The sequence below is a fragment of the Stenotrophomonas sp. ISL-67 genome (assembly GCF_018612915.1).
Taxonomy (GTDB): domain Bacteria; phylum Pseudomonadota; class Gammaproteobacteria; order Xanthomonadales; family Xanthomonadaceae; genus Stenotrophomonas.
Window position 1 is genome coordinate 159,726 of sequence record NZ_JAGGRL010000007.1, and the last position, 21,848, is coordinate 181,573.

General features: G+C 65.9%; 23 protein-coding genes. 14 read left to right on the top strand and 9 right to left on the bottom strand.

The annotated features are described in order from the left end of the window. Positions 1-173: 173 nt before the first annotated feature. The gene (locus J7J08_RS09590) at positions 174-2,564 is read right to left on the bottom strand and encodes an XVIPCD domain-containing protein (protein WP_251006539.1); all 2,391 of its coding nucleotides are present in this window, start codon (positions 2,562-2,564) and stop codon (positions 174-176) included. A gap of 110 nt (positions 2,565-2,674) precedes the next feature. Between J7J08_RS09590 and J7J08_RS09595 the strand changes: the two genes are divergently transcribed. Together J7J08_RS09595 and J7J08_RS09600 are read left to right on the top strand one after the other, a co-directional pair. Continuing rightward, on the top strand, positions 2,675-3,535 hold the full coding sequence (locus J7J08_RS09595) for an ankyrin repeat domain-containing protein (RefSeq protein ID WP_251006540.1): 861 nt from the start codon (positions 2,675-2,677) through the stop codon (positions 3,533-3,535). Positions 3,536-3,607: 72 nt separating this feature from the next. Beyond that, positions 3,608-4,450: an ankyrin repeat domain-containing protein gene (locus J7J08_RS09600; protein WP_343237722.1), complete on the top strand. Its 843-nt coding sequence runs from the start codon at positions 3,608-3,610 to the stop codon at positions 4,448-4,450. A gap of 46 nt (positions 4,451-4,496) precedes the next feature. On the opposite strand, the gene yegS is transcribed toward J7J08_RS09600, so the two are convergent. The 4 genes from yegS to J7J08_RS09620 form a co-directional block, all read right to left on the bottom strand. Next, positions 4,497-5,423 carry a lipid kinase YegS gene (gene yegS / locus J7J08_RS09605; RefSeq protein ID WP_214904502.1) on the bottom strand — a complete coding sequence of 309 codons (927 nt, stop codon included), beginning with the start codon at positions 5,421-5,423 and terminating at the stop codon, positions 4,497-4,499. Positions 5,424-6,024: 601 nt separating this feature from the next. Continuing rightward, positions 6,025-6,516, bottom strand: coding sequence for a GNAT family N-acetyltransferase (locus J7J08_RS09610; protein ID WP_214904506.1), 492 nt, complete (start codon positions 6,514-6,516; stop codon positions 6,025-6,027). A gap of 2 nt (positions 6,517-6,518) precedes the next feature. Continuing rightward, a complete protein-coding gene (gene rpe, locus J7J08_RS09615) occupies positions 6,519-7,196 on the bottom strand; it encodes a ribulose-phosphate 3-epimerase (protein WP_068854293.1) in 678 nt (225 codons plus the stop codon). A gap of 40 nt (positions 7,197-7,236) precedes the next feature. Further along, on the bottom strand, positions 7,237-7,566 hold the full coding sequence (locus tag J7J08_RS09620) for a DnaJ domain-containing protein (protein ID WP_070207432.1): 330 nt from the start codon (positions 7,564-7,566) through the stop codon (positions 7,237-7,239). 143 nt (positions 7,567-7,709) lie between these two features. Here J7J08_RS09620 and J7J08_RS09625 point away from each other — a divergent pair, with 143 nt between their 5' ends. The 8 genes from J7J08_RS09625 (at position 7,710) to J7J08_RS09660 (ending at position 15,675) form a co-directional block, all read left to right on the top strand. Then, positions 7,710-8,636 (top strand): phosphoribosylaminoimidazolesuccinocarboxamide synthase, encoded by a 927-nt coding sequence (locus tag J7J08_RS09625; protein WP_214904509.1) that lies wholly within the window; start codon positions 7,710-7,712, stop codon positions 8,634-8,636. A gap of 176 nt (positions 8,637-8,812) precedes the next feature. Continuing rightward, positions 8,813-9,295, top strand: a complete 483-nt coding sequence (locus tag J7J08_RS09630; protein WP_214904512.1) for an Mpo1-like protein — start codon at positions 8,813-8,815, stop codon at positions 9,293-9,295. 421 nt (positions 9,296-9,716) lie between these two features. Beyond that, entirely contained in the window at positions 9,717-12,545 is a 2,829-nt protein-coding gene (locus J7J08_RS09635) for a monovalent cation/H+ antiporter subunit A (protein WP_214904517.1), read from the top strand. Then, positions 12,545-12,931, top strand: coding sequence for a Na+/H+ antiporter subunit C (locus J7J08_RS09640; RefSeq protein ID WP_214904519.1), 387 nt, complete (start codon positions 12,545-12,547; stop codon positions 12,929-12,931). Before J7J08_RS09635 ends, J7J08_RS09640 begins: the two co-directional genes overlap by 1 nt. Further along, entirely contained in the window at positions 12,928-14,463 is a 1,536-nt protein-coding gene (locus J7J08_RS09645; protein ID WP_214904522.1) for a monovalent cation/H+ antiporter subunit D, read from the top strand. The genes J7J08_RS09640 and J7J08_RS09645 overlap by 4 nt, the downstream gene beginning before the upstream one ends. After that, positions 14,460-14,966: a Na+/H+ antiporter subunit E gene (locus tag J7J08_RS09650; protein ID WP_214904525.1), complete on the top strand. Its 507-nt coding sequence runs from the start codon at positions 14,460-14,462 to the stop codon at positions 14,964-14,966. Before J7J08_RS09645 ends, J7J08_RS09650 begins: the two co-directional genes overlap by 4 nt. Next, complete coding sequence (locus J7J08_RS09655; RefSeq protein WP_214904526.1) at positions 14,963-15,247, top strand: K+/H+ antiporter subunit F; 285 nt, start codon at positions 14,963-14,965, stop codon at positions 15,245-15,247. Before J7J08_RS09650 ends, J7J08_RS09655 begins: the two co-directional genes overlap by 4 nt. Then, positions 15,244-15,675: a Na+/H+ antiporter subunit G gene (locus tag J7J08_RS09660; RefSeq protein ID WP_214904528.1), complete on the top strand. Its 432-nt coding sequence runs from the start codon at positions 15,244-15,246 to the stop codon at positions 15,673-15,675. Before J7J08_RS09655 ends, J7J08_RS09660 begins: the two co-directional genes overlap by 4 nt. A gap of 52 nt (positions 15,676-15,727) precedes the next feature. Here the strand turns inward: J7J08_RS09660 and J7J08_RS09665 are convergent, their stop codons facing one another. After that, entirely contained in the window at positions 15,728-16,678 is a 951-nt protein-coding gene (locus J7J08_RS09665) for a sodium:calcium antiporter (RefSeq protein WP_214904529.1), read from the bottom strand. Between the two features lie 66 nt (positions 16,679-16,744). Beyond that, positions 16,745-17,359: a hypothetical protein gene (locus J7J08_RS09670; protein WP_214904530.1), complete on the bottom strand. Its 615-nt coding sequence runs from the start codon at positions 17,357-17,359 to the stop codon at positions 16,745-16,747. A gap of 132 nt (positions 17,360-17,491) precedes the next feature. Here J7J08_RS09670 and J7J08_RS09675 point away from each other — a divergent pair, with 132 nt between their 5' ends. The 3 genes from J7J08_RS09675 to J7J08_RS09685 all read left to right on the top strand — a co-directional run bounded on the left by J7J08_RS09675 (position 17,492) and on the right by J7J08_RS09685 (position 18,632). Further along, on the top strand, positions 17,492-18,028 hold the full coding sequence (locus J7J08_RS09675; RefSeq protein WP_214904631.1) for a hypothetical protein: 537 nt from the start codon (positions 17,492-17,494) through the stop codon (positions 18,026-18,028). Positions 18,029-18,129: 101 nt separating this feature from the next. Beyond that, positions 18,130-18,381: a type II toxin-antitoxin system prevent-host-death family antitoxin gene (locus J7J08_RS09680; RefSeq protein WP_214904532.1), complete on the top strand. Its 252-nt coding sequence runs from the start codon at positions 18,130-18,132 to the stop codon at positions 18,379-18,381. Further along, positions 18,378-18,632: a Txe/YoeB family addiction module toxin gene (locus tag J7J08_RS09685; protein WP_214904535.1), complete on the top strand. Its 255-nt coding sequence runs from the start codon at positions 18,378-18,380 to the stop codon at positions 18,630-18,632. Before J7J08_RS09680 ends, J7J08_RS09685 begins: the two co-directional genes overlap by 4 nt. Positions 18,633-18,636: 4 nt before the next feature. Here the strand turns inward: J7J08_RS09685 and hmgA are convergent, their stop codons facing one another. Together hmgA and hppD are read right to left on the bottom strand one after the other, a co-directional pair. After that, positions 18,637-19,938: a homogentisate 1,2-dioxygenase gene (hmgA, locus tag J7J08_RS09690; RefSeq protein WP_214904538.1), complete on the bottom strand. Its 1,302-nt coding sequence runs from the start codon at positions 19,936-19,938 to the stop codon at positions 18,637-18,639. Positions 19,939-20,102: 164 nt separating this feature from the next. Then, positions 20,103-21,218, bottom strand: a complete 1,116-nt coding sequence (gene hppD / locus J7J08_RS09695) for a 4-hydroxyphenylpyruvate dioxygenase (protein ID WP_214904541.1) — start codon at positions 21,216-21,218, stop codon at positions 20,103-20,105. A gap of 129 nt (positions 21,219-21,347) precedes the next feature. Between hppD and J7J08_RS09700 the strand changes: the two genes are divergently transcribed. Then, on the top strand, positions 21,348-21,839 hold the full coding sequence (locus J7J08_RS09700) for a MarR family winged helix-turn-helix transcriptional regulator (protein WP_214904545.1): 492 nt from the start codon (positions 21,348-21,350) through the stop codon (positions 21,837-21,839). The last annotated feature ends 9 nt before the right edge of the window (positions 21,840-21,848 follow it).

The window sequence follows — 21,848 nt, forward strand, 5'->3', positions numbered from 1 at the left end:
CGACGGCAACAGGCCACCATCGCCACCAACGGCGAGCGGAAGAAAGGGTATGCGGGGTCGTCAGAATGGACACCCGGGGACTGTACCGCATTGGCGGCACCGGATGGAACCCGCCGGTGCCGGGTCGAAACCCGGCCCTGCCGGCGGTTCAGCCGCCAACAGGGCCAGGGGTGTCAGCCCATGCGGCGCGCGGCCTGCTGCTCCTGCTCGCGCTGTTCGGCGCCCAGGTCGGCCACCAGCACCGGGACCGGGACGGCGGCGGTGCGCTCCTGCTGGCGGTTGACCTCGGCCACCTGCTCGGTGCTTACGCTGAGCGGCTGCTGCCGGCCGGCCACCACGTCCACCTGCGCCAGGTGGCGATGCACCGAGGTGAGATCCTGGGTATCGACCGCAAACACGCGGGTGCGGTCCTCGCTCAGTACCACACGTTCAATGCGTTCCAGGCCCTCCTGCGTGGCCCTGGCCGCCAGCGCACCGGCCAACTGGTCGCTCTGAAGGTCGGGCACGCGGTTGTGGGCCGCATCGATGCCGTGGACCCCGGACTGGGCACCCTGGAACATGTGGTACTGCCTGTGGCCGGGATCGTTGATACCAACCACCAGCGTGGACGGCTCGGCGCCGATGGCGGCGTGCTTCTCCGCCGGGTGTTGGATGCGCTCGTGCTGTTCCAGCAGCGCGCGGGCCTGCGCCTCCTGCTTGATGAGCTCGGCGTCCAGGCTGGGAATGACCGTTTCCTTCATCCCGTGGCGCTGCACGGCTTCGGCAAACGCGGGGCCGATGCTGTCGACCAACCGTTTTGTCTCCACGATGTTGCCGATGTTCTGCGGCGTCAGCGCCGTGGGCACGTAAGTGGCGGCCGCGCCGCGCAGGCCCGCGACGGCTCCGCCCACCGAGGCGAACACCGCCGGTGCCTGCGCCGTGGTGTTCTTGATGTGGTGCGCCGCGAAGTCGTAGCCCTGGTCGACATAGGCGCCGGCCGTGGCGTAGCCGTCCTGCAGCTTGCCGGCAACCCATTGGCCGTTCCGGTCAATGCTGTCGGCAGTGCGCTGGCCCGCGGCACGCGCGGCATCGGCGTCTTCGCGGGCATCGCGGCTGGCGGCGGTGGCGCGCGCCTGGCCTGCCGCTTGTATGGCATCGGCGCGGCTGTCGAGCTCCTTGGCGGCGTTGTCGAACCCCAGCTTGCCGGCGCCCCACGAGGCCACCGACAGAATGCCGGACTGCGCGCGCGACTCCACGCGGTGTGCCGTGGACTCGATCATCCCGGTCAGCTCGCGGCCCTGGGCATACACGGTGGTGGTGGCTTTGGCGCTCACCTGCAGCGTGGCCGAGCCCATGTCGACCACCTTGCCCACCACCATGCCCTGTACGCGGGCCACCTGCTCCACTGCGTCGCCGGTGCGGTCAAGGACGTGGGCTGCGGTTGCCCCGCCCTTCTCCACCACTTCGCCCACCACCCGCCCGTTGTGCATGCCATGCGCGGCCGAGTGCAACACCTTGGACAACGGGCCGGCCAGCTCGGCCACCTGGCTGGGGGCATCGGTGCGCGCGCGGTCCACCAGGTTGTCCTTCGCATCGCGGGTCTTGGGGTCGAGCACCAGCTCCATGCGCCCCGCCGCCACCGGGATGTCGCGAAGTGCCTCGTAGCCCGGCTTGGTGGCCAGCTGTTCGACGAACTGCGCGGCTGCGGTCTGCGCACCGGGCGGCAGCATCTCGCGCATCTTCTCGGCCACCTTGGCCTGCATCAGCGGTTCGCGCATCAGCATGCTGGCTTCGTTGGCCAGCAGCCCGTAGGCGTGGCGCTGCTGGTCGTTGAGGCGCTGCATCCCGTTCTGCACGTCGTTGAGCACCTCACCACTGGTCTGGTAGGTGTGTACGGTCTGCTGCGGGTTGAAGGTGGGCAGGCCGTTGTCTTTGGCGTAACGCGACGCGGTGTCCGGATGCAGACCGGCGGCGTTGAAGGTCGTGGCGCGGGCGCCGGTGACGGCGGACGCGGCGGACGCCATGCCGCCGCCGAGGGAGTGGCCGGCGATTTCGAAGTTGTTGCCGACGCGATCCTGCAGCCGCACAGCCAGCGTCATCGCGCGATCGTAGTAATCACTACGCATGCCGATACCCTGCTGACCATTGTTGAGGAAGTCCTCTCCGCCGGATTCACGCCGACCACTTGGGGCGGATGGATCCATGATTTCGCCGGTCGAGCCTTTGAATACAACGACAGGCTTGGCACCCTCACCCATCACCCGCTTGTCAGGAAGGTATATCTCTGCGCGGAACCCAGACTGCGTGGGACTGAGATGGTTGCGAACTTCTTCATCCGACATGTTGATGCCAGCGGCCCGAAGGGCCTCCGGATCAGCACTGGCGCGGACCCAACCGGCAGGCGGCTCGCCATCACCCTTGGCTGATAGATAGACATCGGCGGCAAGACCAGACATCTCGCGCGCATGATAGGTTTCCTGGAGACGATCCGCTTCGTTGTCGTTGCCGCTTTCACGCAGCCGCTCGACAAGAAGATTCTGTTCCTGGATGGCGCGGGCGCGCGCCTCGATATCGGGACCACTCATGGCAAGCTCCATTGCACAGTGAAGGCGCGCCCCCCGAGCCGCGCTGGTTATCGAATAACAGAACGTTTTGCTAATGTCACCCCCTTCAGGGGTTCAACATCAGGATGATCATGCGCGTCGGCCTTCACAACTTGATGACAAAAACCCTTCTAAGTGCGGCATGGATCACGCTTTTTGCGCTCAGCGGGTGCGCCGCGACGTCTGCGCATGGTGCAGACCAGTATTTCACCGGAAGCGAACTGAAGCTGGCAATCGCCAGTGAGGATGGCGATCTTGATGCCATTCGGCGGCTTATCAAGGAGGACGGGGTTAAACCCGACAATTCGTTCTCCAGTCGCGATGGCATTCCTCTGCTGGCATGGCCATTGCGAGCAAAGAACCTGGATGGCCTGCGCGCCATGTTGGAGAACGGCGCGAACCCCAATGCGCGGCTGGTGAAGCAGATGAACGGTGAGGTGGTCCACTTCAACAATGCCATGGTCTACGCCGCCAAGATGGACGATCCGCGCTTTCTCGCGTTGCTCCTGAAGCATGGTGGCGACCCCAACACGCGCAACTCCAACAATGAGACATTGCTCTACCAGGCATTCATCAGCGGCAACCAGTGGGACAACGTGAAGCTGTTGGTGGAGGGCGGCGCGGACGTAAATGAGCCCAGCCTCGGCCCTTCCGATACCCCTATCAGCTGGTACAGCGGTCGTGGTGGCTTCGAGCACGTTTACTGGCTTCTTCAGCACGGTGCGGACCCGACCGTGATGCTCAAGTCATCGATCGGCGAGCCGGACCGCATGTTCATTGCTGAACACATTTACTGGGGTATCACTACTCCGGATCTTCTGCCGTGGCAGAAGAAATGCCAGCAGTGGTTGGTCGAGCGAAACATCCCGCGTCCACCTATGCCAGACGGAATCAGGCAGAAGCGTGAAGCCTTTGGTTTCCCAACGAGAGAAGAGGACGTTCCGCTTCTCTGACAAGGTGCCTATTCCGAGCCCTTGGGAGCGCCAGCGTTGAAATGTTTCGCACACATTGAAGCGACTCATGTCGTGAAGACTGCGCTGGCTGTAATCGCATGGCTGATACTCCTTGCGCTCAGCGGCTGCACGGCATCTTCTCCACATGGCGCTGTTGACTACTTCGATGGGCAGGCATTGGAGTTGGCTATCGCAACCGAGGGCGGTGACACGCAAACCATTCGCCGCCTGATCAAGGATGAAGGGGTTGATCCCGACAAGACGTTTGCCAAGCGCGACGGCATCCCCTTGGTGGCGTGGCCCTTCCGCGCAGGAAACCTTGAGGGGCTGCGCTCACTGCTGGAGAACGGCGCCGACCCGAATGCGCGCGAGGTGAAGCAAGTGGAAGGTCGCGAGCTCCGCTTCAACAACGCGATGGTCTATGCCGCCAAGATGGACGATCCACGCTTTCTGGCACTGCTCCTCAAGCATGGCGGAGATCCGAACACGCGGAACTCGGGCAACGAGACGCTGTTGTTTCAGGCGTTCATTTCCGGCAATCAATGGGAGAACGTAAAGCTGCTCATCGAGAATGGGGCGAACATCAACGAAGCGAACAGGGGTAGCGCCGATACTGTCCTCAGCTGGTACACCACCCGGGGCGGTTTCGAACACGCTTACTGGTTACTTAAGCACGGCGCGGATCCAACGATCATGCTCACGCCCCCGAAGGTTTCCGGCAAGCCCGACCGGATGATCATGGCCGAGCACATCTATTGGGGCATCACCACACCGGACCTGCTTTCTTGGCAGAAAAAGTGCCAGCAGTGGCTGGTTGAGCGCAACATCCCGCAGCCTTCCATGCCCGATGGCATCCGGCAGAAGCGCGAGGCATTTGGCTTCCCCACGAAGGAAGAGGATATTCCGCTGCTGTGAGGCAGCCGGGCAAGGCCCGGCTCTACGGCGGGCGATGCGGCAACCGCTACTGGAGGAGCGCGCTGTCCAGCGGTAGGTGCATGCGCACGCGTGCCGCCACACAGTCGATGCGGAAGCGTCGCGCGCGCACCGGTTCGCCATCCAGGTTGAGTGTCATCTGCTCGTCAGCTTCGATCTCCACCCATGGCGCGCGGGTGCGTTCGGCTACCTGCTCCAGCGCGCCCTGTTTGCCGCCGCGGATCAGCGCCCCGAGTGTCGAGGCTACTTCGCCACTCAGCTCCGGGATCACGGTGATGTCGAGCAGGCCGTCATCCACCAGCGCCTCCGGACACAGCACCTGGCCACCACCGGCTTGCCGCCCATTGCCGATGCCGAGGGCGATGAAGCCACCCTCCCAGCTGAAGTCAGGCGTTCGCAACCGGGCCTGGATCGGCTCGATCCGCCCCAGCCGGGAGATGCCGGTGGCGAGGTACGCCAGCCCGCCGAGAACCTTCTTCAGGCCCTCGTCAGTTTCCACCGTCACCTCCGTACCGAAGCCACCGCTGGCCACGTTCGCGCACCACCACCGTTCGCCGTCGGCATCGATGCGCAACAAGTCCAGCGGGCGCGCCGCCTGTGCCTGGATCAGCTTCAGCGCCTGCAATGGTTCGTCGGGAATGCCGGCGCCCGTGGCAAAATCGTTGGCGGTGCCCAGCGGGACCAGCCCCAAGGTAGGCAGCACGTCGGCGGCCTCATCACGGTGGGCCAGGGTTTCCGCCACTTCGCTCAGGGTGCCGTCGCCCCCGGCGGCAATGATGGTATCCACCCCATGCTCGATCGCCTCGGCCACGTAGCGCTCAGCGTCGCCGTCTTCCCAGGTGACGCGCGCTTCCAGGGTGACCCCCTCGTCACGAAGCGCGTGCACGGCCGCGCGCAGGTCGTCGTTGCCGGTGGACTTGCCGTTGAGGATCAGACGCCAGCGGGGACCATGCATGCAGCACTTCCACGGGAGGGGAGCCGCAGGCTAGCAGTGCGATGTGTCAGGTGCAGTGAACGTCATCAAACGGTCACCGACCGCCCGGAGAATGGAAGGCCATAGCAGGGACGATGGATGGAGGCAGGATCAGCCTCCCGCTATTCTCAGGGCCGCATTCGCAAGAGTGCGGTCTTTTTTATCCACCTTGGCTGAGTGCCCGGCACTGTGCATCAGCCGTAGCGTCGGGCCCTGACGTCCAACACCGGCAGCTCCACACGCCCGCGGCCCCGTTGCGGCGCCTGGAGCGCATTGTCTCGCAGGTCAATACGGGCTGGCGCAGGCTGAAGCAGGTACCGCAGTGCCAACTTGGCGGCCCACCAGCCGCTGGTGATGAGCATGGCCAAGGGCAACATTCCTGCCACGTCCACGACGCTCTGGCGGTTGGCCACTGTTTCCAATGCGGCGCCCACACTGCCGGTGGCGGCATTCGCTACGCAGGGCAGTACTGCTGTTGCGTTGCTCATCAGGGAAGGAGGCAGACAATACATGACGGTGTTCACGTAGCAGGCGGGAACCCCATCATCCGCATTGCCGGGTCCTTCCGTCAGAGGCGATGCCGTCAGCGACCGTCCGCAAACGCCTTCAGCGCGTCTCCATCGAGGCGATATACCGTCCACTCGCTCTGCGGCTTGGCACCGGCAGCCTCATAGAACTTGATCGCCGGTTCGTTCCAGTCCAGCACCGACCACTCGAAACGGCCGCAGCCCTCGGCCACGGCAATGCGGGCGATGTACTGCAGCAGCGCCTTGCCGGCACCGCTGCCGCGCTGGGCCGGGCTCACGTACAGGTCTTCCAGGTAGATGCCGTTGCGGCCCAGCCAGGTGGAATAGTTGTAGAAGTACACCGCGTAACCGACGGCCTGCCCATCGGCTTCGCAGACCAGCGCGCGCGCCTTGGCCCCACCGCCAAACAGGCTGGCGACAATACCGGCCTCGTCGGTCTGCACCGACGATTCGGCCTTCTCGTAGATCGCCAGCTCGCGGATGAAGCGCAGGATCAGCGCGGCATCGGCCGCGGTGGCGTCGCGTATCTGCAGGCCGGCCGCGCCCATGCTCAGCCCCGGGCCTTGGCCACGTTGTGGCGCATCTGGTCGATCACGTCCTTGTAGCTGATCGGTGCGTTGAAGATCGCCGAGCCGGCCACGAAGGCATCGGCACCGGCGGCGGCGATCGCGCCGATGTTGTCGGCCTTGACCCCACCGTCGATCTCCAGGCGCACGTCACGGCCGCTGGCATCGATCTTCTGGCGCACCACGCGCAGCTTGTCCAGCGCCGACGGAATGAAGGCCTGGCCGCCAAAGCCCGGGTTGACCGACATCAGCAGCACCAGGTCCAGGTCGTCCAGCACCCAGTCCAGGATGTCCACCGGGGTGCCCGGGTTGAGCACCAGGCCCGGCTTGCAGCCCAGCGAGCGGATCAGCTGGATGGTGCGGTGCACGTGGCGGCTGGCTTCGGGGTGGAAGCTGATATAGGTCGCGCCGGCCTCGGCGAAATCCGGAATGATGCGGTCCACCGGCTCCACCATCAGGTGCACGTCGATCGGCGCGGTCACCCCGTGCTTGCGCAGCGCCTGGCAGACCATCGGGCCGATGGTCAGGTTCGGCACGTAATGGTTGTCCATCACGTCGAAGTGCACCCAGTCGGCGCCGGCGGCGAGCACGTTGTCCACTTCCTCGCCGAGCCGGGCGAAGTTGGCGGACAGGATGGACGGGGCAATGATGCAGTTGGACATGGCCGGGGCCTTCAGGACGTAGAGAGGGGGCGGCGCGCGCTCAGCGCTTGCGCAGGGTCTTGATGCGGTCGTAGGCGGCGTTGAGCTGGCGCGATCTGCGCTCGGCCTGCTGGCGCAGCTCGGGGGCGGCGCCCACGACCTTGTCGGGGTGGTACTGGGACATCAGCCGGCGGTAGGCCAGATCGACCTCGGCATCGGTGGCCTCGGAGGTCAGCCCCAGCTCCCGGTAGGGATTCTCCCTGTTCAGGCGGAACCAGTCGGAATCGAAGGCGTGCCCGATCAGCAGGCCGACCACGGCACCAAACAGCGGGTTGGGCCTGAAAAGCAGGGCACCGGCGATGAATCCGAGCAGTTTTCCGTACCAGCGCATGGTCGTCGGGGCGGCCGCGGCAACAAAGGAACCTCATTTTACGTCACAGCGGGCCCAACCCGCTTTACACTAGGCCGCCCGCTGTCTCTGCGGGCCCTCCGGGTGCCCTGGACAGCTGTCTCGACGAAGCCTCAGGAGTGCCCGTGCCGACCACGTTGTTGCAATCCGATCTCCCCGGCCTGCCCTTGCGCCATCGCGGCAAGGTGCGTGATGTTTTTGACATTCCGCGCGAACGGCTGCCCGCCGGCACTCCGCCGGGGGACTACCTGCTGATGGTCGCCACCGACCGTCTGTCGGCCTTCGACGTGGTGCTTCCCGATCCGATCCCGGGCAAGGGCGAAATGCTCTGCCAGGTGTCGAACTTCTGGTTCGCCAAGACCGCGCACCTGATGCCCAACCACCTCACCGGCATCGACGTGGCCAGCGTGCTGCCCGACGGCGTCGACCCGGCGCTGTATGCCAGGCGCGCGGTGGTGACCCGCAAGCTCAAACCGGTCCCGGTGGAAGCCATTGCCCGCGGTTACCTCATCGGCAGCGGCTGGAAGGACTACCAGCGCACCGGCAAGGTCAGCGGCATTGAACTGCCCGACGGCCTGCGCCAGGCCGAGCAGCTGCCCGAGCCGATCTTCACCCCCTCGACCAAGGCCGCCGTCGGCGACCATGACGAGAACATCGATTTCGATGCGATGGTGAAGGCGGTCGGCGCGGACCTGGCCGAGCGCGTGCGCGATGCCACCCTGCGCATCTACAAGTTCGCCGCCGATTACGCGCGCGAGCGCGGCATCATCCTGGCCGACACCAAGTTCGAGTTCGGTACCGATGCCGATGGCCGCCTGTACATCATGGACGAGATGCTCACGCCGGATTCCTCGCGCTACTGGCCGGCCGACGAATACGAAGTGGGCACCAGCCCGCCGAGCTACGACAAGCAGTTCGTCCGCGATTACCTGGAAACCCTGGACTGGGGCAAGACCGCCCCGGGCCCGAACATTCCGGCAGAGGTCATCGACCGCACCCGTGCCAAGTACGCCGAGGCGCTGCAGCGGCTGGCCGGGATCTCGGTGGATTGATGGATATGCCCGCCGCCGGCACAGGCGGCGGGCCTCCGTAGAGCGGGGCTCTGCCCCGCTGCCGTAGAGCGGGGCTCTGCCGCGCTGCCGTAGACCGGGGCTCTGCCCCGCTGCCCGGGATAAAGAAGTTGGTCGGTCGGCTACCGGGAGTATCCTGTGCCCAAACCGGAGGCTCAATGTCCACGACCCAGCTTGTGCGGCCCCTCGACCGCTATTTCGCCAGCTATTCCGACGACCACCGCAATACGCTGAACCAGCGCATCCATGTGGTGGCGGTGCCGGCGATCCTGTGGTCGGTCATCGCCCTGCTGTGGTGCCTGCCGCCGCTGATCACCTGGTTCCAGTACGGGATCTGGGCGGGCCTGGCCATGTTCATCGCATGGTGCTTCTACAACCGCATGTCGCGCCGGTTGGGCCTGGGCATGCTGGCCTTCTTCTTTTTCTGCGGCTGCACCTGCCGCCTGCTCGAAGCCGAAATCGGCCTGGCCAACCTGGCTTGGCTGGGGCTGGGCGTGTTCGTGGTGGCCTGGATCGCACAGTTCATTGGACACAAGTTCGAAGGGCGCAAGCCGAGCTTTCTGACCGATCTGACCTATCTGTTGATCGGGCCGGCCTGGGTGATGGCCAAGGTGTATCGGAAGTTTGATTGGCCGTACTGACTGACGGGTCCTGGCTGTCGGATGGATGGCGTTGCCAGGCAGGGCCTGGCACTACGGTGGGCGATGGCGTGCCGTCGGCGGCGAAGCTGAACGAAATGGACGCTCACCCCTGCTCTACGGCAGCGGGTCCAGCATGGCCGTGGGCTACGATCCGCTGAGTGCATCCATTCATCTTCGAGAACCCGTCCGGGCCGGCGCAGCCCCTGCCGTTGCTGGGCGGAACGGAAGCCAGCCCGCTTAATCGGCAAAGTCCTGGCCGCGCTTCCATACGGCGCTGAACAACCCCGCATGGACCACCACGCCAGCACGAAAAAGATGAATCATGCACGTTGCATGCAGTTGATGGCGTAATCGGGTATATCGGCGACAAATCCCTGCCTGTTAGACTGAAAGGCCTGCTCGTGAATCGCGCATTCCCTGCATGAACCCCAGCCTTCTCCTGCTGCTCGCCCTGCCCTTCCTGCTGGCGGTGGCGGTCATTGTGTTCCGCCACCGTTCCCGTGCCACTGCCGCTTGGCTGGCCGCGGCCGCCCCCGTGGGCGGGCTTGCGCTGCTGGCGACGATGACTCCCGCGATCCTGGAGGGCGGAGTCGTGCGCAGCTTCGGGGAGTGGCTGCCGCAGGTCGGGCTGGCCTTCTCGGTGCGGCTGGATGGGCTGGCCTGGATGTTCGCCGGCATGGTGCTGGCCATCGGCGCGCTGGTGGTGATGTATGCGCACTACTACCTGAGCCCGCGCGACAACGCCCACCGCTTCTATTGCTACCTGCTGTTGTTCATGGGCGCCATGTTGGGCATGGTGCTGTCGGGCAACCTGCTGTTGCTGATGGTGTTCTGGGAAATGACCAGCATCAGCTCGTTCCTGCTGATCGGCTTCTGGTCGCACCGTCAGGATGCCCGCGAGGGTGCGCGCATGGCGCTGGTGGTCACCGGTGGCGGCGGTCTGGCCCTGCTCGGCGGCGTGTTGCTGATCGGCCGCATCGTCGGCAGCTTCGAGCTGGACGTGGTGCTCGCCGCTGGCGACGTGATCCGTACCAGCCCGCTGTACCCGTGGGCACTGTTCCTGGTGCTGGCCGGCATCTTCACCAAGAGCGCGCAGTTCCCGTTCCATTTCTGGCTGCCGCACGCCATGGCCGCGCCGACCCCGGTGTCTGCCTACCTGCATTCGGCCACCATGGTGAAGGCCGGCGTGTTCCTGCTGGCGCGGCTGCACCCGGCGCTGGCCGGTACCGAGCTGTTCTTCTATACGGTCAGCGGCATCGGCGCGCTGACCCTGCTGATCGGCGCCTGGAACGCGATCTTCCAGCATGACCTGAAAGGTCTGTTGGCCTACTCGACGATCTCGCACCTTGGCCTGATCACCCTGCTGTTCGGCCTGTCCACGCCGATGGCGGTGGTGGCCGGCGTGTTCCACATCCTCAACCACGCCACCTTCAAGGCCTCGTTGTTCATGGCCGCCGGCATCATCGACCATGAAACCGGCACCCGCGACATGCGCAGACTCGGTGGCCTGCGCCGGCTGATGCCCTTCACCAGCGCACTGGCGATCATCGCCTCGCTGGCCATGGCCGGCATTCCCCTGCTCAACGGCTTCCTGTCCAAGGAAATGCTGTTTGCCGAGGCCATTACCGCGCAGGGCCCGGAACCGATGCGCATCGCGGTGTCGATCGCCGCGCTGCTGGCCGGCGTGTTCGGCGTGGCGTACAGCCTGCGCTTCGTGCACGACACCTTCTTCGGCAAGGGCCCGCACGACCTGGACCGGGTGCCGCACGAGCCACCGCGTTTCATGAAGGTGCCCGTGGAGATCCTGGTCGTGATCTGCGTGGCGGTCGGCGTGGCGCCGGCCATCACCGTGGCCCCCGTGCTGCATGCCGCCGCCTGGTCGATCCTGGGTCCGGCCATGCCGGCTTACAGCCTGTCGCCCTGGCACGGCTTCAACACGCCGCTGATGATGAGCATCGGCGGCGTACTCGGCGGCATCGCGCTGTATTTCGGGCTGCGCAAGCTGATCGACCTGCATGCGGTGATCACCCGCAGCACGGGGCGCAACCTGTTCCACAAGCAGCTTGACCTGGTGTTCGGGCTCGCCCACCGGCTTACCCAGGGGCTGGCCAACGGCAGCCTGCAGCGCATGCTGATGGCACTGGTGGTGGTGGCGATCATCGTCGCTGCCGCACCGTTCGTGGCCAACCCGGTTTCTCCCAACTGGCCCGCGCCGCAACCCCTCCCGCTGCTGGGTTGGGCGCTGTGGCTGGTGATGATGGCCTGCGCATTGGGCGCGTTGTTCGTCTACCGGCAACGCCTTCTGGCGGTGCTGGTGACCGGCGGCGTGGGCCTGATGGTGTCGCTGACGTTCGTGTTCCTGTCCGCCCCGGACCTGGCGCTGACCCAACTGCTGGTGGAGATGGTCACCCTGGTGCTGATGCTGCTGGGCATGAACTACCTGCCGGCGCAGTCGCCGCCGGAGACGTCGCGCTGGCGCAGGCGACGCGACGCGCTGATCGCGGTGGTCGGCGGCGGCGGCCTTGCCGCAATGGCCTACAGCGCGATGACCCTGCCGCCCAACACCATGGCTGGCGAACTGCTGGCGCGCGCCCTGCCTGAAGCCTACGGCGAGAACGTGGTCAACGTGATCCTGGTGGATTTCCGTGGCTTCGATACCTTCGGTGAGATCACCGTGTTCGGCATTGCCGCGCTGGTGGTGCACGCCATGCTGCGCCGTTCGCGGATGGCGCCGGAGCAGATCATGCCGGGCCCACCGGTCAAGCTGCCGGTGCCGGCCGACCTGGCCCAGATCATGTTCCCGCTCACCCTCACCGTCTCCATCTTCCTGTTCCTGCGCGGCCACAACGCACCCGGCGGCGGCTTCATCGCCGGCCTGGTGCTGGCGGTGCCGCTGCTGATCCAGTACGTCATCCAGGGCACCGCATCGGTGGAATCGCGCTTCGGCTTCGACTACATCCGCTGCATCGGTGCGGGCCTGCTGATCGCCATCGTCAGCGGCAGCGCCTCGATGCTGTTCGGGGTGCCGTTCCTGACCAGCGGCCACCTGGACCTGGAACTGCCGCTGATCGGCACGGTGCCACTGGCCAGCGCAATCGGCTTCGACACCGGCGTGTACCTGGTGGTGTTCGGCGGCGCGATGCTGATGCTGTCGATGATGGCCACCGTGAAGCCTTCGCGCACCCGCAATGCCCGCAAGGGTGAGATCGATCCCAACCGCCGTTCGGCACGCACCGGGGAGATGCACTGATGGAACTGGCCCTGGCAAGTGCGATCGGCGTGCTCGGTGCGATCGGCATCTACCTGCTGCTGCGCGCGCGCACCTTCGACGTGATTCTTGGCATGACCTTCCTGTCCTATGCCACCAACCTGCTGATCTTCTCCGGCGGGCGCCTGGTGACCGGCAAGGCCCCGGTGCTGAAGGAAGGCCTGGACAGCAACCTGAGCAACTACACCGACCCGCTGCCGCAGGCCCTGGTCCTTACCGCCATCGTGATCGCGTTTGCGATGACGGCGGTGAGCATCGTGCTGGCCATGCGCAGCCGCAGCGACAACCACAGCGACCACGTCGACGCGCACGAGGATGAAGCGGCCGAACGGGCCGATACGGCGCCCGGCCGGGAGGGTGGCCCGTGAACCATGCGGTGATCCTGCCCATCCTGATTCCGCTGTTCGGTGCCGCCTGTTCGCTGTTCGTCGAACACCGCCGCTACGGGCCGAAGGTGCAGCGCACGGTGGCCTGGGCCACGCTGGCGGCATTGGCCGCGTCGGTGGCGCTGCTGTTCGCGCAGACCGCCGATGGCACCATCGCGGTGTACCTGCTGGGCGACTGGCCCTCGCGGCTGGGCATCGCGCTGGTCGCCGACCGGCTGTCCAGCTGGATGTTGCTGACCACCCTGCTGCTGGCCATTCCCTGCCTGCTGCACGCCTGCTCGGGCTGGGACCGCCGCGCGCCGCACTTCCACGCGCTGTTCCAGTTCCAGCTGGTCGGCCTCAACGGTGCGTTCCTGACCGGCGACATCTTCAACCTGTTCGTGTTCTTCGAGGTGATGCTGATCGCCTCGTACGGCCTGCTGCTCAGCGGCGGGCGCGGCCTGCGCATGCGCATCGGCCTGCACTACGTGGTGTTCAACGTCACCGCCTCGACCCTGTTCCTGATCGCGCTGGGCCTGCTGTACGCATCGCTGGGCTCGCTCAACATGGCCGAATTGTCCCAGCGCATCGCCGAAGTGCCGCCCACCCACCTGACCCTGGTGAAGGCCACCCTGGGCCTGCTGTTGCTGGTGTTCTGCAGCAAGGCCGCGCTGATGCCGCTGTACCTGTGGCTGCCCGAAGCCTATGCGCGCGCACCGGCGGCGGTGGCCGCGCTGTTTGCGATCATGACCAAGGTGGGCCTGTACGCGATGCTGCGCGTGAGCACGCTGTGGTTCGGCGAGGACGCGGGGGCCATGGCCGGTTATGGCAGCCAGTGGCTGCTGTGGGCCGGCGTGGCCACGCTGGTGCTTGGTGGGCTGGGCGTGCTGGCCGCCGCGCGGCTGCGCGTGTTGATCTCCTACCTGGTGGTGGTGTCGGCCGCCACGCTGTTCATCGCCTTCTCGATCCGCACCCCCGAGGTGCTGTCCGCCGGCCTGTACTACCTGCCCCACAGCACCTTCGTGGCGGCCGCGCTGTTCCTCATCGCCGATCTGATCCGCCGCCGTCGCGGCGGTGCCAGTGACCGCAAGGAAATCATCGCACCGATGCCCGGCAAGGAAACCCCGGCGGTGCTGTTCCTGATCGGCGCGGTCTCCGTGGCGGGCCTGCCGCCGCTGTCCGGCTTCCTGGGCAAGGCTGCGCTGCTGGCCGGCATGCCGGCCGCCTACACCGCCGTGGCCTGGACCGCAGTGCTGGGCAGCAGCCTGATGGTCATCGTGGGCATCACCCGTGGTGGCATCCGCCTGTTCTGGCGGGTGCCGGTTGTGGAAGAAGGCGTGCCGCCGCCGCGCAAGGCCCCCACCCGCACGGTGGAGCTGTTCGCCGCCGCGCTGCTGCTCTGCTACGGCATCGGCATGAGCGTGTTCGCCAACCCGCTGATGCAGTACACCGACGCCATGGCCAGCCAACTGCTGCAACCGGCGCATTACGTGGATGCCGAGCGCGCCACCCCGCCGGAGATCCGCCAGCCATGACCCGCCGCCGCTCGCTGTACCGCCGCCTGATCCCGTCGCCGTCACTGAGCGTGATGGTGGTTGCGTTCTGGGTGCTGATGTCCGACAGCTTCACCCTCGGCCAGATCTTGCTCGGCGTGGTGCTGGGCGTGGCGGTGCCGCTGTTCGCCGCGCGGCTGGACCGCGAGTTCGCCCGGATCGGCTCGCTGCGTCCGCTGCCCAAGCTGATCTGCGTGACGCTGTGGGACATCCTGGTGTCCAACATCCGCGTGGCGATCCAGGTGCTGGGCCCGGAGCGCCGCATCCATCCCGGCTTCATCTGGTTGCCGCTGGACATCGCCAACATCCACGGCATCGCCGCGCTGACCAGCATGATCACGCTGACCCCGGGCACCGTGTCGGCCGCGCTTTCCGACGACCGGCGCTACCTGCTGGTGCACGTGCTGCACCTGGACGACCCGGACGCGTTGATCCGCCAGATCAAGTCCCGTTACGAAGCCCCGCTGATGGAGATTTTCCCATGACCGGTTTCACTTTCATCCAGACCACCCTGGTGGTGTGCATGCACGTGGTCGGGCTGGCCATGCTGCTGGCCACCTGGCGCCTGCTGCGCGGGCCGGCGGTACCGGACCGGATCCTGGCACTGGACACGCTGTCGGTGACCGCCATCGCCGAGCTGATGCTGTTTGGCATGTATCTCAATTCGGCGGTGTATTTCGAGGCCGCGCTGATCATCGCCATGCTTGGCTTCGGCAGCACGGTGGTGCTGAGCAAGTTCGTGCTGCGCCGGGACATCGTCGAATGATCACCTTCATCCAGGTCGCGCTGTCGCTGCTGCTGCTGTTCGGCTGCTTCTTCATCCTGGTCGGTGCGCTGGGGCTGGTGAAGCTGGACACTTTCTTCAAGCGCCTGCACGCACCCACCAAGGCCAGCACGCTGGGCGTGGGCTGCGTGCTGGCCGGCTCGGTGCTGTACCACATCTTCCTCGGCGAAGACCCGCAGCCACGCGAGCTGCTGATCACCGTGTTCCTGTTCATCACCGCGCCGATCAGCGCGCACATGATGGCCAAGGCGGCGTTGTCGCTGATGATGGAAAAGCGGCCTAGCCTGCCCGGACATGAGACTGCGAAGGAGGAGCAGCTGCCGCCGCCGCTGCCGCGCGATGTAGATGATGGGCGCCCTTTCGATGAACGCGTCGCCACGCATACGGATCCTGCCGCACCCACGGAATAGGCGCTCTGATGCGTGACGAGGCATCAGGCACCGCCTGGGACACGCATGAAGGTTACGCAAGCAACGAGAGCTCCAGCACCACCCAGCCCGCGAACGCGAGCAGCAGGATCGCGCCTTCGCGGCGGCTGACCACCAGGTCGCCGCGCAGCATCGGGTACAGCACCAGCACGAAGGCAATCGCCGCCGGCAGCTCCAGCTTCACGAACGACTCCGGCAGCGCCAGCGGACGCAACGCAGCCATGCCGCCCACCACCACCAGCAGGTTGAACAGGCTCGAGCCGATCACATGGCCCAGCACCATGTCGCCCTGGCCCCGGCGCGCGGCCATGATCGCGGCCGCGACTTCCGGCAGCGCTGTACCGATGGCCACCGGCAGCAGGCCCACCAGCAGCGGCGACCAGCCCAGGCTGGCACCCATCACCGGGGCCGCACTAACGACCCAGCGCGCGCCGTAGTACAGGCATATCGCCGCGAACACCACCCGGATCACATTGAGCAGCAGCCCGGTACGGGTCATGGCGTACCCGGCAATCGCTTCGCGCACAGGTTCCGCTTCCCGCTTTGCGGCGCGCAGCACGAAGGCGAGCAACGCCACGAAGCCCAGCAGCAGCACCGCACCTTCCCAGCGCGCGATCACCCCGTCCAGGCCGAACACGATCAATGCCAGGCTGGCCACGGCCAGCAGGATCAGCAAGGGTGACAGCAGTCGGGCCCGCACCAGCAGCGGGGCCGCCAGCGCTGCGATGGCCAGGGTCAGGCCAACATTGACGATGTTGCTGCCCACCGCGTTGCCCAGCGCCAGCGCTTCCGCCCCGACCACGAACGCACGGGCGTTGACCACCAGCTCTGGCAATGACGTACCGAAGGTCACCAGCAGCAACCCGGCCACGAACGGCGAGGCGCCGAAGCGCTGGGCCAGCCCAGAGGCCGCCTTGACGATGGAGTCGCCCCCGAGTGCGAGCAGCAGCAGGCCCAACAGGAACCAGGCGGTGGCAGCGATCATCGGTGGATCCCCAGGTGGCGTGGCCCGATTCTGTAGTGCCGGGCCATGCCCGGCAACCCTCCAGGCTCAGGAACAGCCTTCCACGTAATCCACCTGCGGGGTCTTGCCGACCCGCCAGGCAGTCACAGTGCCGTCGCCATTGATCTCGAAGTTGATGAGCGCGCCACCCTCGGCGGCCGGGCGTACGCGCAGGTTATGGCCCTTCTCATCGTACTTGTGCGGGGTCAGGTCGCCCCGGTCGGGGTACAGCGTCTGCAGTTGGCCCAGCGACATGCCGACCTTGCCGCCGCCCGGCGCCACGGTCCGGTCGTTGCGTACGTCGTAACGCACCAGCCGCTTGCCCTCGATCATCAGGATCACGTCATCGGCCTGGCTGCCCTGCGGTCGCAGTGCGTGGCAATCGTCATCGGCGACGTCTCCCTTCAGGGGCTCTTTCCATGCTGCGCGGACCTCATCCAGCGTGGCACCCAAGATCAATGGACCATACCCATCGAGGCGCGCAGGACCCGCCGCGGCAGCATCGGCTGCCGGCGGGGCGGGCGTGGCCGCGGGTACCGCCAGGTCGGTGGCCGGCGCTACCACCGCCGCACCGGCATCGGCCGAGGGGGTCTCTGGCTGACGGTCGCAGCCCGCCAACGCGATTGCGATACCGAATGCCAACACGCTTGCCCGCTGCCTCATATGCACGCCCTCCTGTGAGTGGACCGCAGGCTAGCGCGGGGGGCGTGCAGCCCGTGCATGCATATCGTGCCTGTCATCACGGTTACACCTGCAGCGTTCAGGCTCGGCGTGCACCGCTTCGACCCCACGCCCATGCAACCGCGCAAGACCGACCTCGCCCGCGACGCCCTGCAGGCCCACCGCGCGCCCCTGGACATGCGCCAGCGGCGCCTGCTGATCCTCTGCGATGGGCAGCGCGACCTTGCCCAGCTCAGCGCCATGATCGGGCCGGAGGCGTCGGCGATGGTGATCCAGCTGATCCAGGCGGGATATCTTGTCTCCACCGCCTCGCCTGGGCCGGTGCCAGCGCCGGTTGCGCCGACTGCTGCGGGCCCGGCTCCCACCAGTGCTGCTCCCGTCACCGAGCGGCGCCGCTCACTGGTGGCCGCGCGCATCTACCTGCTTGGCATTCTCGAACTGCAGCGGCACCCGCAGGCCGCCGCGTTGTTGCACACCCTGCAGCAGGCGCGCAGCGACGAGCAGGTGGTAGCCGCGCTGGGCAGTGCCCTCGACGCGCTGCCCGGGCTGACCTCACCGGGCTACTGCGAACGCGTACGCCAACGTCTGTTCGAGGTACTGCCCGAGACGCATCTGGCACAGCTGGAGCAGGCGGGCGCGGTCGCCGGCTGAGGGCCGCGGCTGGCGCGGTCAAGCACCGGTTGACCGCATCAATTGACCCGCCGGAATCGATATGTACAATTTTCTGTACACCCGAGCCGGAGCGACCGATCATGCAGACCCTGACATATAGCGCGGCACGCGCCGCATTGGCGGAAACCATGGATCGCGTCATCAACGACCACGCACCTGTCGTGATCACTCGAAGTGGCTCCAAAGCCGTCGTGATGATGTCCCTTGAGGACTATCGCTCCATCGAGGAAACGGCCTACCTGATGCGCTCACCGGCCAATGCCGCGCGGCTGGCGTCGGCCATCGCACAGCTAGAGGCCGGCGGCGGCACCGTGCATGAGCTGATCGAATGATTGTGCAGTTCTCCGACGAGGCGTGGGAGGACTACCTGCACTGGCAGAAGATGGATCGGCGCAAGACCGAACGGATCAATGGGCTGATCAAGGCCATTACCCGCACGCCCTTCGAGGGGATCGGAAAACCGGAGCTGCTTCGCTTCGACAGGGCCGGCTGGTGGTCGCGGCGTATCGACATGGAGCACCGGATGGTCTATCGCGCACAGGGCGGCATCGCGCAGATCGCCGCCCTGCGCCATCACTACTGAGCCACTACCCCGGGAAGTTCTTCTTCAACCCCTGCCAGCAGTGCTGATAGCCACGCTGGCGGTGCGCCGCGCCCATCGCCTGCGCGGTGGGGCGAATCACGCCACGCGTTTCGAACATGAAGGCCATGGTGTCCTTGATCACGTCCGGCCGGCTCAGGTCGGCAGCGGACGCTTTCTCGAACGTGGCGGCATCCGGGCCGTGGCCGCTCATGCTGTTGTGCAGGGAGGCGCCACCGGGCACGAAGCCTTCGGCCTTGGCGTCATAGGCGCCGTGGATCAGGCCCATGAACTCGCTGGCGATGTTGCGGTGGAACCATGGCGGCCGGAATGTATCCTGCGCCACCAGCCAGCGCGGCGGGAAGATCGCGAAATCCATGTTGCTGGTGCCCGGGGTATCGCTGGGCGAATGCAGGACCAGGAAGATCGACGGATCCGGGTGGTCGTGGCTGATCGAGCCGATCGTGTTGAAGCGGCGCAGATCGTAGCGGTAAGGGGCGTAGTTGCCGTGCCAGGCAACCACATCCAGCGGCGAGTGATCGATATCGGCGCGCCACAGCTGGCCCTGGAACCTGGCGATCAGCTCGAACGCACCGTCCACGTCTTCAAAGGCCGCATGCGGCGTTTCGAAATCGCGCGGGTTGGCCAGGCCATTGGACCCGATAGGACCCAGGTCGGGCAGTTTGAGCAGTGCGCCGAAGTTCTCGCAGATGTAGCCGCGCGCCGGGCCATCCGGCAATTCAACGCGGAAACGCACCCCGCGCGGAATCACCGCGATCTGCTGTGGTTCGATCTCGATCACGCCGAGCTCGGTGAGCAGGCGCAGGCTGCCCAGCTGCGGAACGATCAGCAGTTCGCCATCGGCGTCGTAGAAGTAGCGGCCCTGCATGTCTGCATTGGCGGCATACAGGTGGATGCCCACGCCAGCGTGCGCATCTGGCGCGCCATTGCCGCCCATCGTGTACAGGCCGTCGACGAAATCCGTCGGTGCGGTGGGCAATGGCAACGGGTCCCAGCGCAGCTGGTTGGGCGACACCGCGCCGTGCGCGAAATCGCTGTGCAGGCGCGGCTGCGCGTAGGGCTGGAACTCGCCATGCGTCACCGCCGGGCGGATCCGGTACACCCAGCTGCGCCGGTTGCTGCCGCGCGGGGCGGTGAACGCCGTGCCGGACAGCTGCTCGGCGTACAGACCATGCGCCACCCGTTGTGGCGAGTTGCGCCCCACCGGGAGTGCGCCTTCCACGGCTTCGGTGGCGAATTCGTTGCCGAAGCCGGTCTGGTAGCCACGGGCTGCGATGGAGGTGGGCATGGTCGGGCTCTCATGTTGCCGGGCGGTGCCCGGCTTATGGTCATTTGTGCACGTCAGCAGATGAGGCGCGTTGCGACGCGTTCAGCTGCCCGGCGTGTCCTTGCTAAGGGGGCGCAGCAGAGCCCGGCGCTACGGTTATCGGGCAGTTGCCCGGCGCCTTGACGTTACAGCACGCCGCGCTTGATCTGGTCGCGTTCGATGCTTTCGAACAGCGCGGTGAAGTTGCCTTCGCCGAAGCCTTCGTTGCCCTTGCGCTGGATGATCTCGAAGAAGATCGGGCCAATGCAGTTGGTGGTGAAGATCTGCAGCAGCTTGCGCTGCTTGGTTTCCGGATCGGCGTCGATCAGGATCTTGTTCTTCGCCAGGCGCGCCACGTCTTCACCATGGCCGGGCACGCGCATGTCGATCACATCGAAGTAGGTTTCCGGCGTGTCCAGGAACTCCACGCCCTGCGCACGCATTGCCTCGACGGTGTCGTAGATGTTCTCGGTGAAGCAGGCGATGTGCTGGATGCCCTCGCCCTTGTAGGCGTCCAGGTATTCGTTGATCTGGCTCTTGGGGTCGGACGATTCATTGAGCGGAATGCGTACGATGCCGTCCGGCGCGGTCATCGCCTTGGACACCAGGCCGGTCTTGAGGCCCTTGATGTCGAAGTAGCGGATTTCGCGGAAGTTGAACAGGCGCTCGTAGTAATCCGACCACTGCTGCATGTTGCCGAAATACAGGTTGTGGGTGAGGTGGTCGATGAAGGTCAGGCCGAATCCGACCGGGTTCTGGTCCACCCCTTCGATCGGTGCATAGTCGGTATCGAACATGCTGCCGGCGGCGCCATAACGGTCCACCAGGTACAGCATGCAGTCGCCGATGCCCTTGATGACCGGGGCCGGTACGGCCTTGGTTCCCGGCTTGAAGCCGACCACTTCAGCACCGTTGCCCAGCGCCATCTGCAGCACTTCGTCGCCGGGCTTCTTGAAGCGGATCGCAAACCCACAGGCACACGGGCCGTGCTTGTCGGCGAAGTCCGACGCGAACGAATCGGGCTCTTCGTTGACCAGGAAGTTCACCCCGCCCTGGCGGTACACGGTGATGGCGCGCTGCTTGTGGCGCAGCACGGCGGTGAAGCCCATTTTCCGGAAATAGTCGTGAAGCTCGGCGCCACGACCGGCCGGCGCGGCGAATTCAACGAATTCGAACCCATCGATGCCCATGGGGTTTTCGAAGGTGGTGACCTGCATGCCCGGGTTGGGGGCGTGCGACGCGGTTGCGGGCTGGCTGCTCATGACGTGGCTCCAAAGCGGCCCACCCCCGGAAAAAAACCAGGTGCGGGCGGAAGGCAGACCCGCGAGAATGCGGAGTCCGGAAAGAAGGTTATAGTTTCACATGAAACCACCATCAAGGTGCACCGCAGCATGAGCCCATCCGATCCCAGCAGCCAGACCATCCGTGCCACGCACGCCCTGCTCGACCTGGAGCAGTTCCTGCCGTACCGGCTGAGCGTTTTGTCCAACCGGGTCAGCGGCAACATCGCCAAGCTGTATGGGGACCGTTATGGTCTGGCGATTCCCGAATGGCGGGTCATCACCATCCTGGCGTTGTACCCGGGCTCATCGGCGAGCGAGGTCTCCGACCGCACCGCGATGGACAAGGTGGCGGTCAGCCGGGCCGTGGCCAGACTGCTCGAACGGGGCTTCATCAAACGTGAAACCCATGGCGATGACCGCCGCCGCTCGGTGCTGGCGCTGTCGGCGGCCGGGTTCGAGGTTTACGAGACCATCGCCCCGCTGGTGATCGAGATCACCCGCAAGCTGATGTCGGTGCTGAGCGAGGAGGAGGAGCAGACGCTGGAGAAGCTCATCCAGCGCCTGGCCGGCGACGGCCTGCAGCGGATGGATGAGGGCTGAGCGGTAGGT

Coding starts and splice junctions, on each gene's coding strand:
- J7J08_RS09590 (WP_251006539.1), bottom strand. CDS start 2,564: ATGAGTGGTCCCGATATCGAGGCGCGCGCCCGCGCCATCCAGGAACAG.
- J7J08_RS09595 (WP_251006540.1), top strand. CDS start 2,675: ATGCGCGTCGGCCTTCACAACTTGATGACAAAAACCCTTCTAAGTGCG.
- yegS (WP_214904502.1), bottom strand. CDS start 5,423: ATGCATGGTCCCCGCTGGCGTCTGATCCTCAACGGCAAGTCCACCGGC.
- J7J08_RS09610 (WP_214904506.1), bottom strand. CDS start 6,516: ATGGGCGCGGCCGGCCTGCAGATACGCGACGCCACCGCGGCCGATGCC.
- rpe (WP_068854293.1), bottom strand. CDS start 7,196: ATGTCCAACTGCATCATTGCCCCGTCCATCCTGTCCGCCAACTTCGCC.
- J7J08_RS09620 (WP_070207432.1), bottom strand. CDS start 7,566: ATGCGCTGGTACGGAAAACTGCTCGGATTCATCGCCGGTGCCCTGCTT.
- J7J08_RS09630 (WP_214904512.1), top strand. CDS start 8,813: ATGTCCACGACCCAGCTTGTGCGGCCCCTCGACCGCTATTTCGCCAGC.
- J7J08_RS09635 (WP_214904517.1), top strand. CDS start 9,717: ATGAACCCCAGCCTTCTCCTGCTGCTCGCCCTGCCCTTCCTGCTGGCG.
- J7J08_RS09640 (WP_214904519.1), top strand. CDS start 12,545: ATGGAACTGGCCCTGGCAAGTGCGATCGGCGTGCTCGGTGCGATCGGC.
- J7J08_RS09650 (WP_214904525.1), top strand. CDS start 14,460: ATGACCCGCCGCCGCTCGCTGTACCGCCGCCTGATCCCGTCGCCGTCA.
- J7J08_RS09655 (WP_214904526.1), top strand. CDS start 14,963: ATGACCGGTTTCACTTTCATCCAGACCACCCTGGTGGTGTGCATGCAC.
- J7J08_RS09660 (WP_214904528.1), top strand. CDS start 15,244: ATGATCACCTTCATCCAGGTCGCGCTGTCGCTGCTGCTGCTGTTCGGC.
- J7J08_RS09665 (WP_214904529.1), bottom strand. CDS start 16,678: ATGATCGCTGCCACCGCCTGGTTCCTGTTGGGCCTGCTGCTGCTCGCA.
- J7J08_RS09670 (WP_214904530.1), bottom strand. CDS start 17,359: ATGAGGCAGCGGGCAAGCGTGTTGGCATTCGGTATCGCAATCGCGTTG.
- J7J08_RS09675 (WP_214904631.1), top strand. CDS start 17,492: ATGCAACCGCGCAAGACCGACCTCGCCCGCGACGCCCTGCAGGCCCAC.
- J7J08_RS09680 (WP_214904532.1), top strand. CDS start 18,130: ATGCAGACCCTGACATATAGCGCGGCACGCGCCGCATTGGCGGAAACC.
- J7J08_RS09685 (WP_214904535.1), top strand. CDS start 18,378: ATGATTGTGCAGTTCTCCGACGAGGCGTGGGAGGACTACCTGCACTGG.
- hmgA (WP_214904538.1), bottom strand. CDS start 19,938: ATGCCCACCTCCATCGCAGCCCGTGGCTACCAGACCGGCTTCGGCAAC.
- hppD (WP_214904541.1), bottom strand. CDS start 21,218: ATGAGCAGCCAGCCCGCAACCGCGTCGCACGCCCCCAACCCGGGCATG.
- J7J08_RS09700 (WP_214904545.1), top strand. CDS start 21,348: ATGAGCCCATCCGATCCCAGCAGCCAGACCATCCGTGCCACGCACGCC.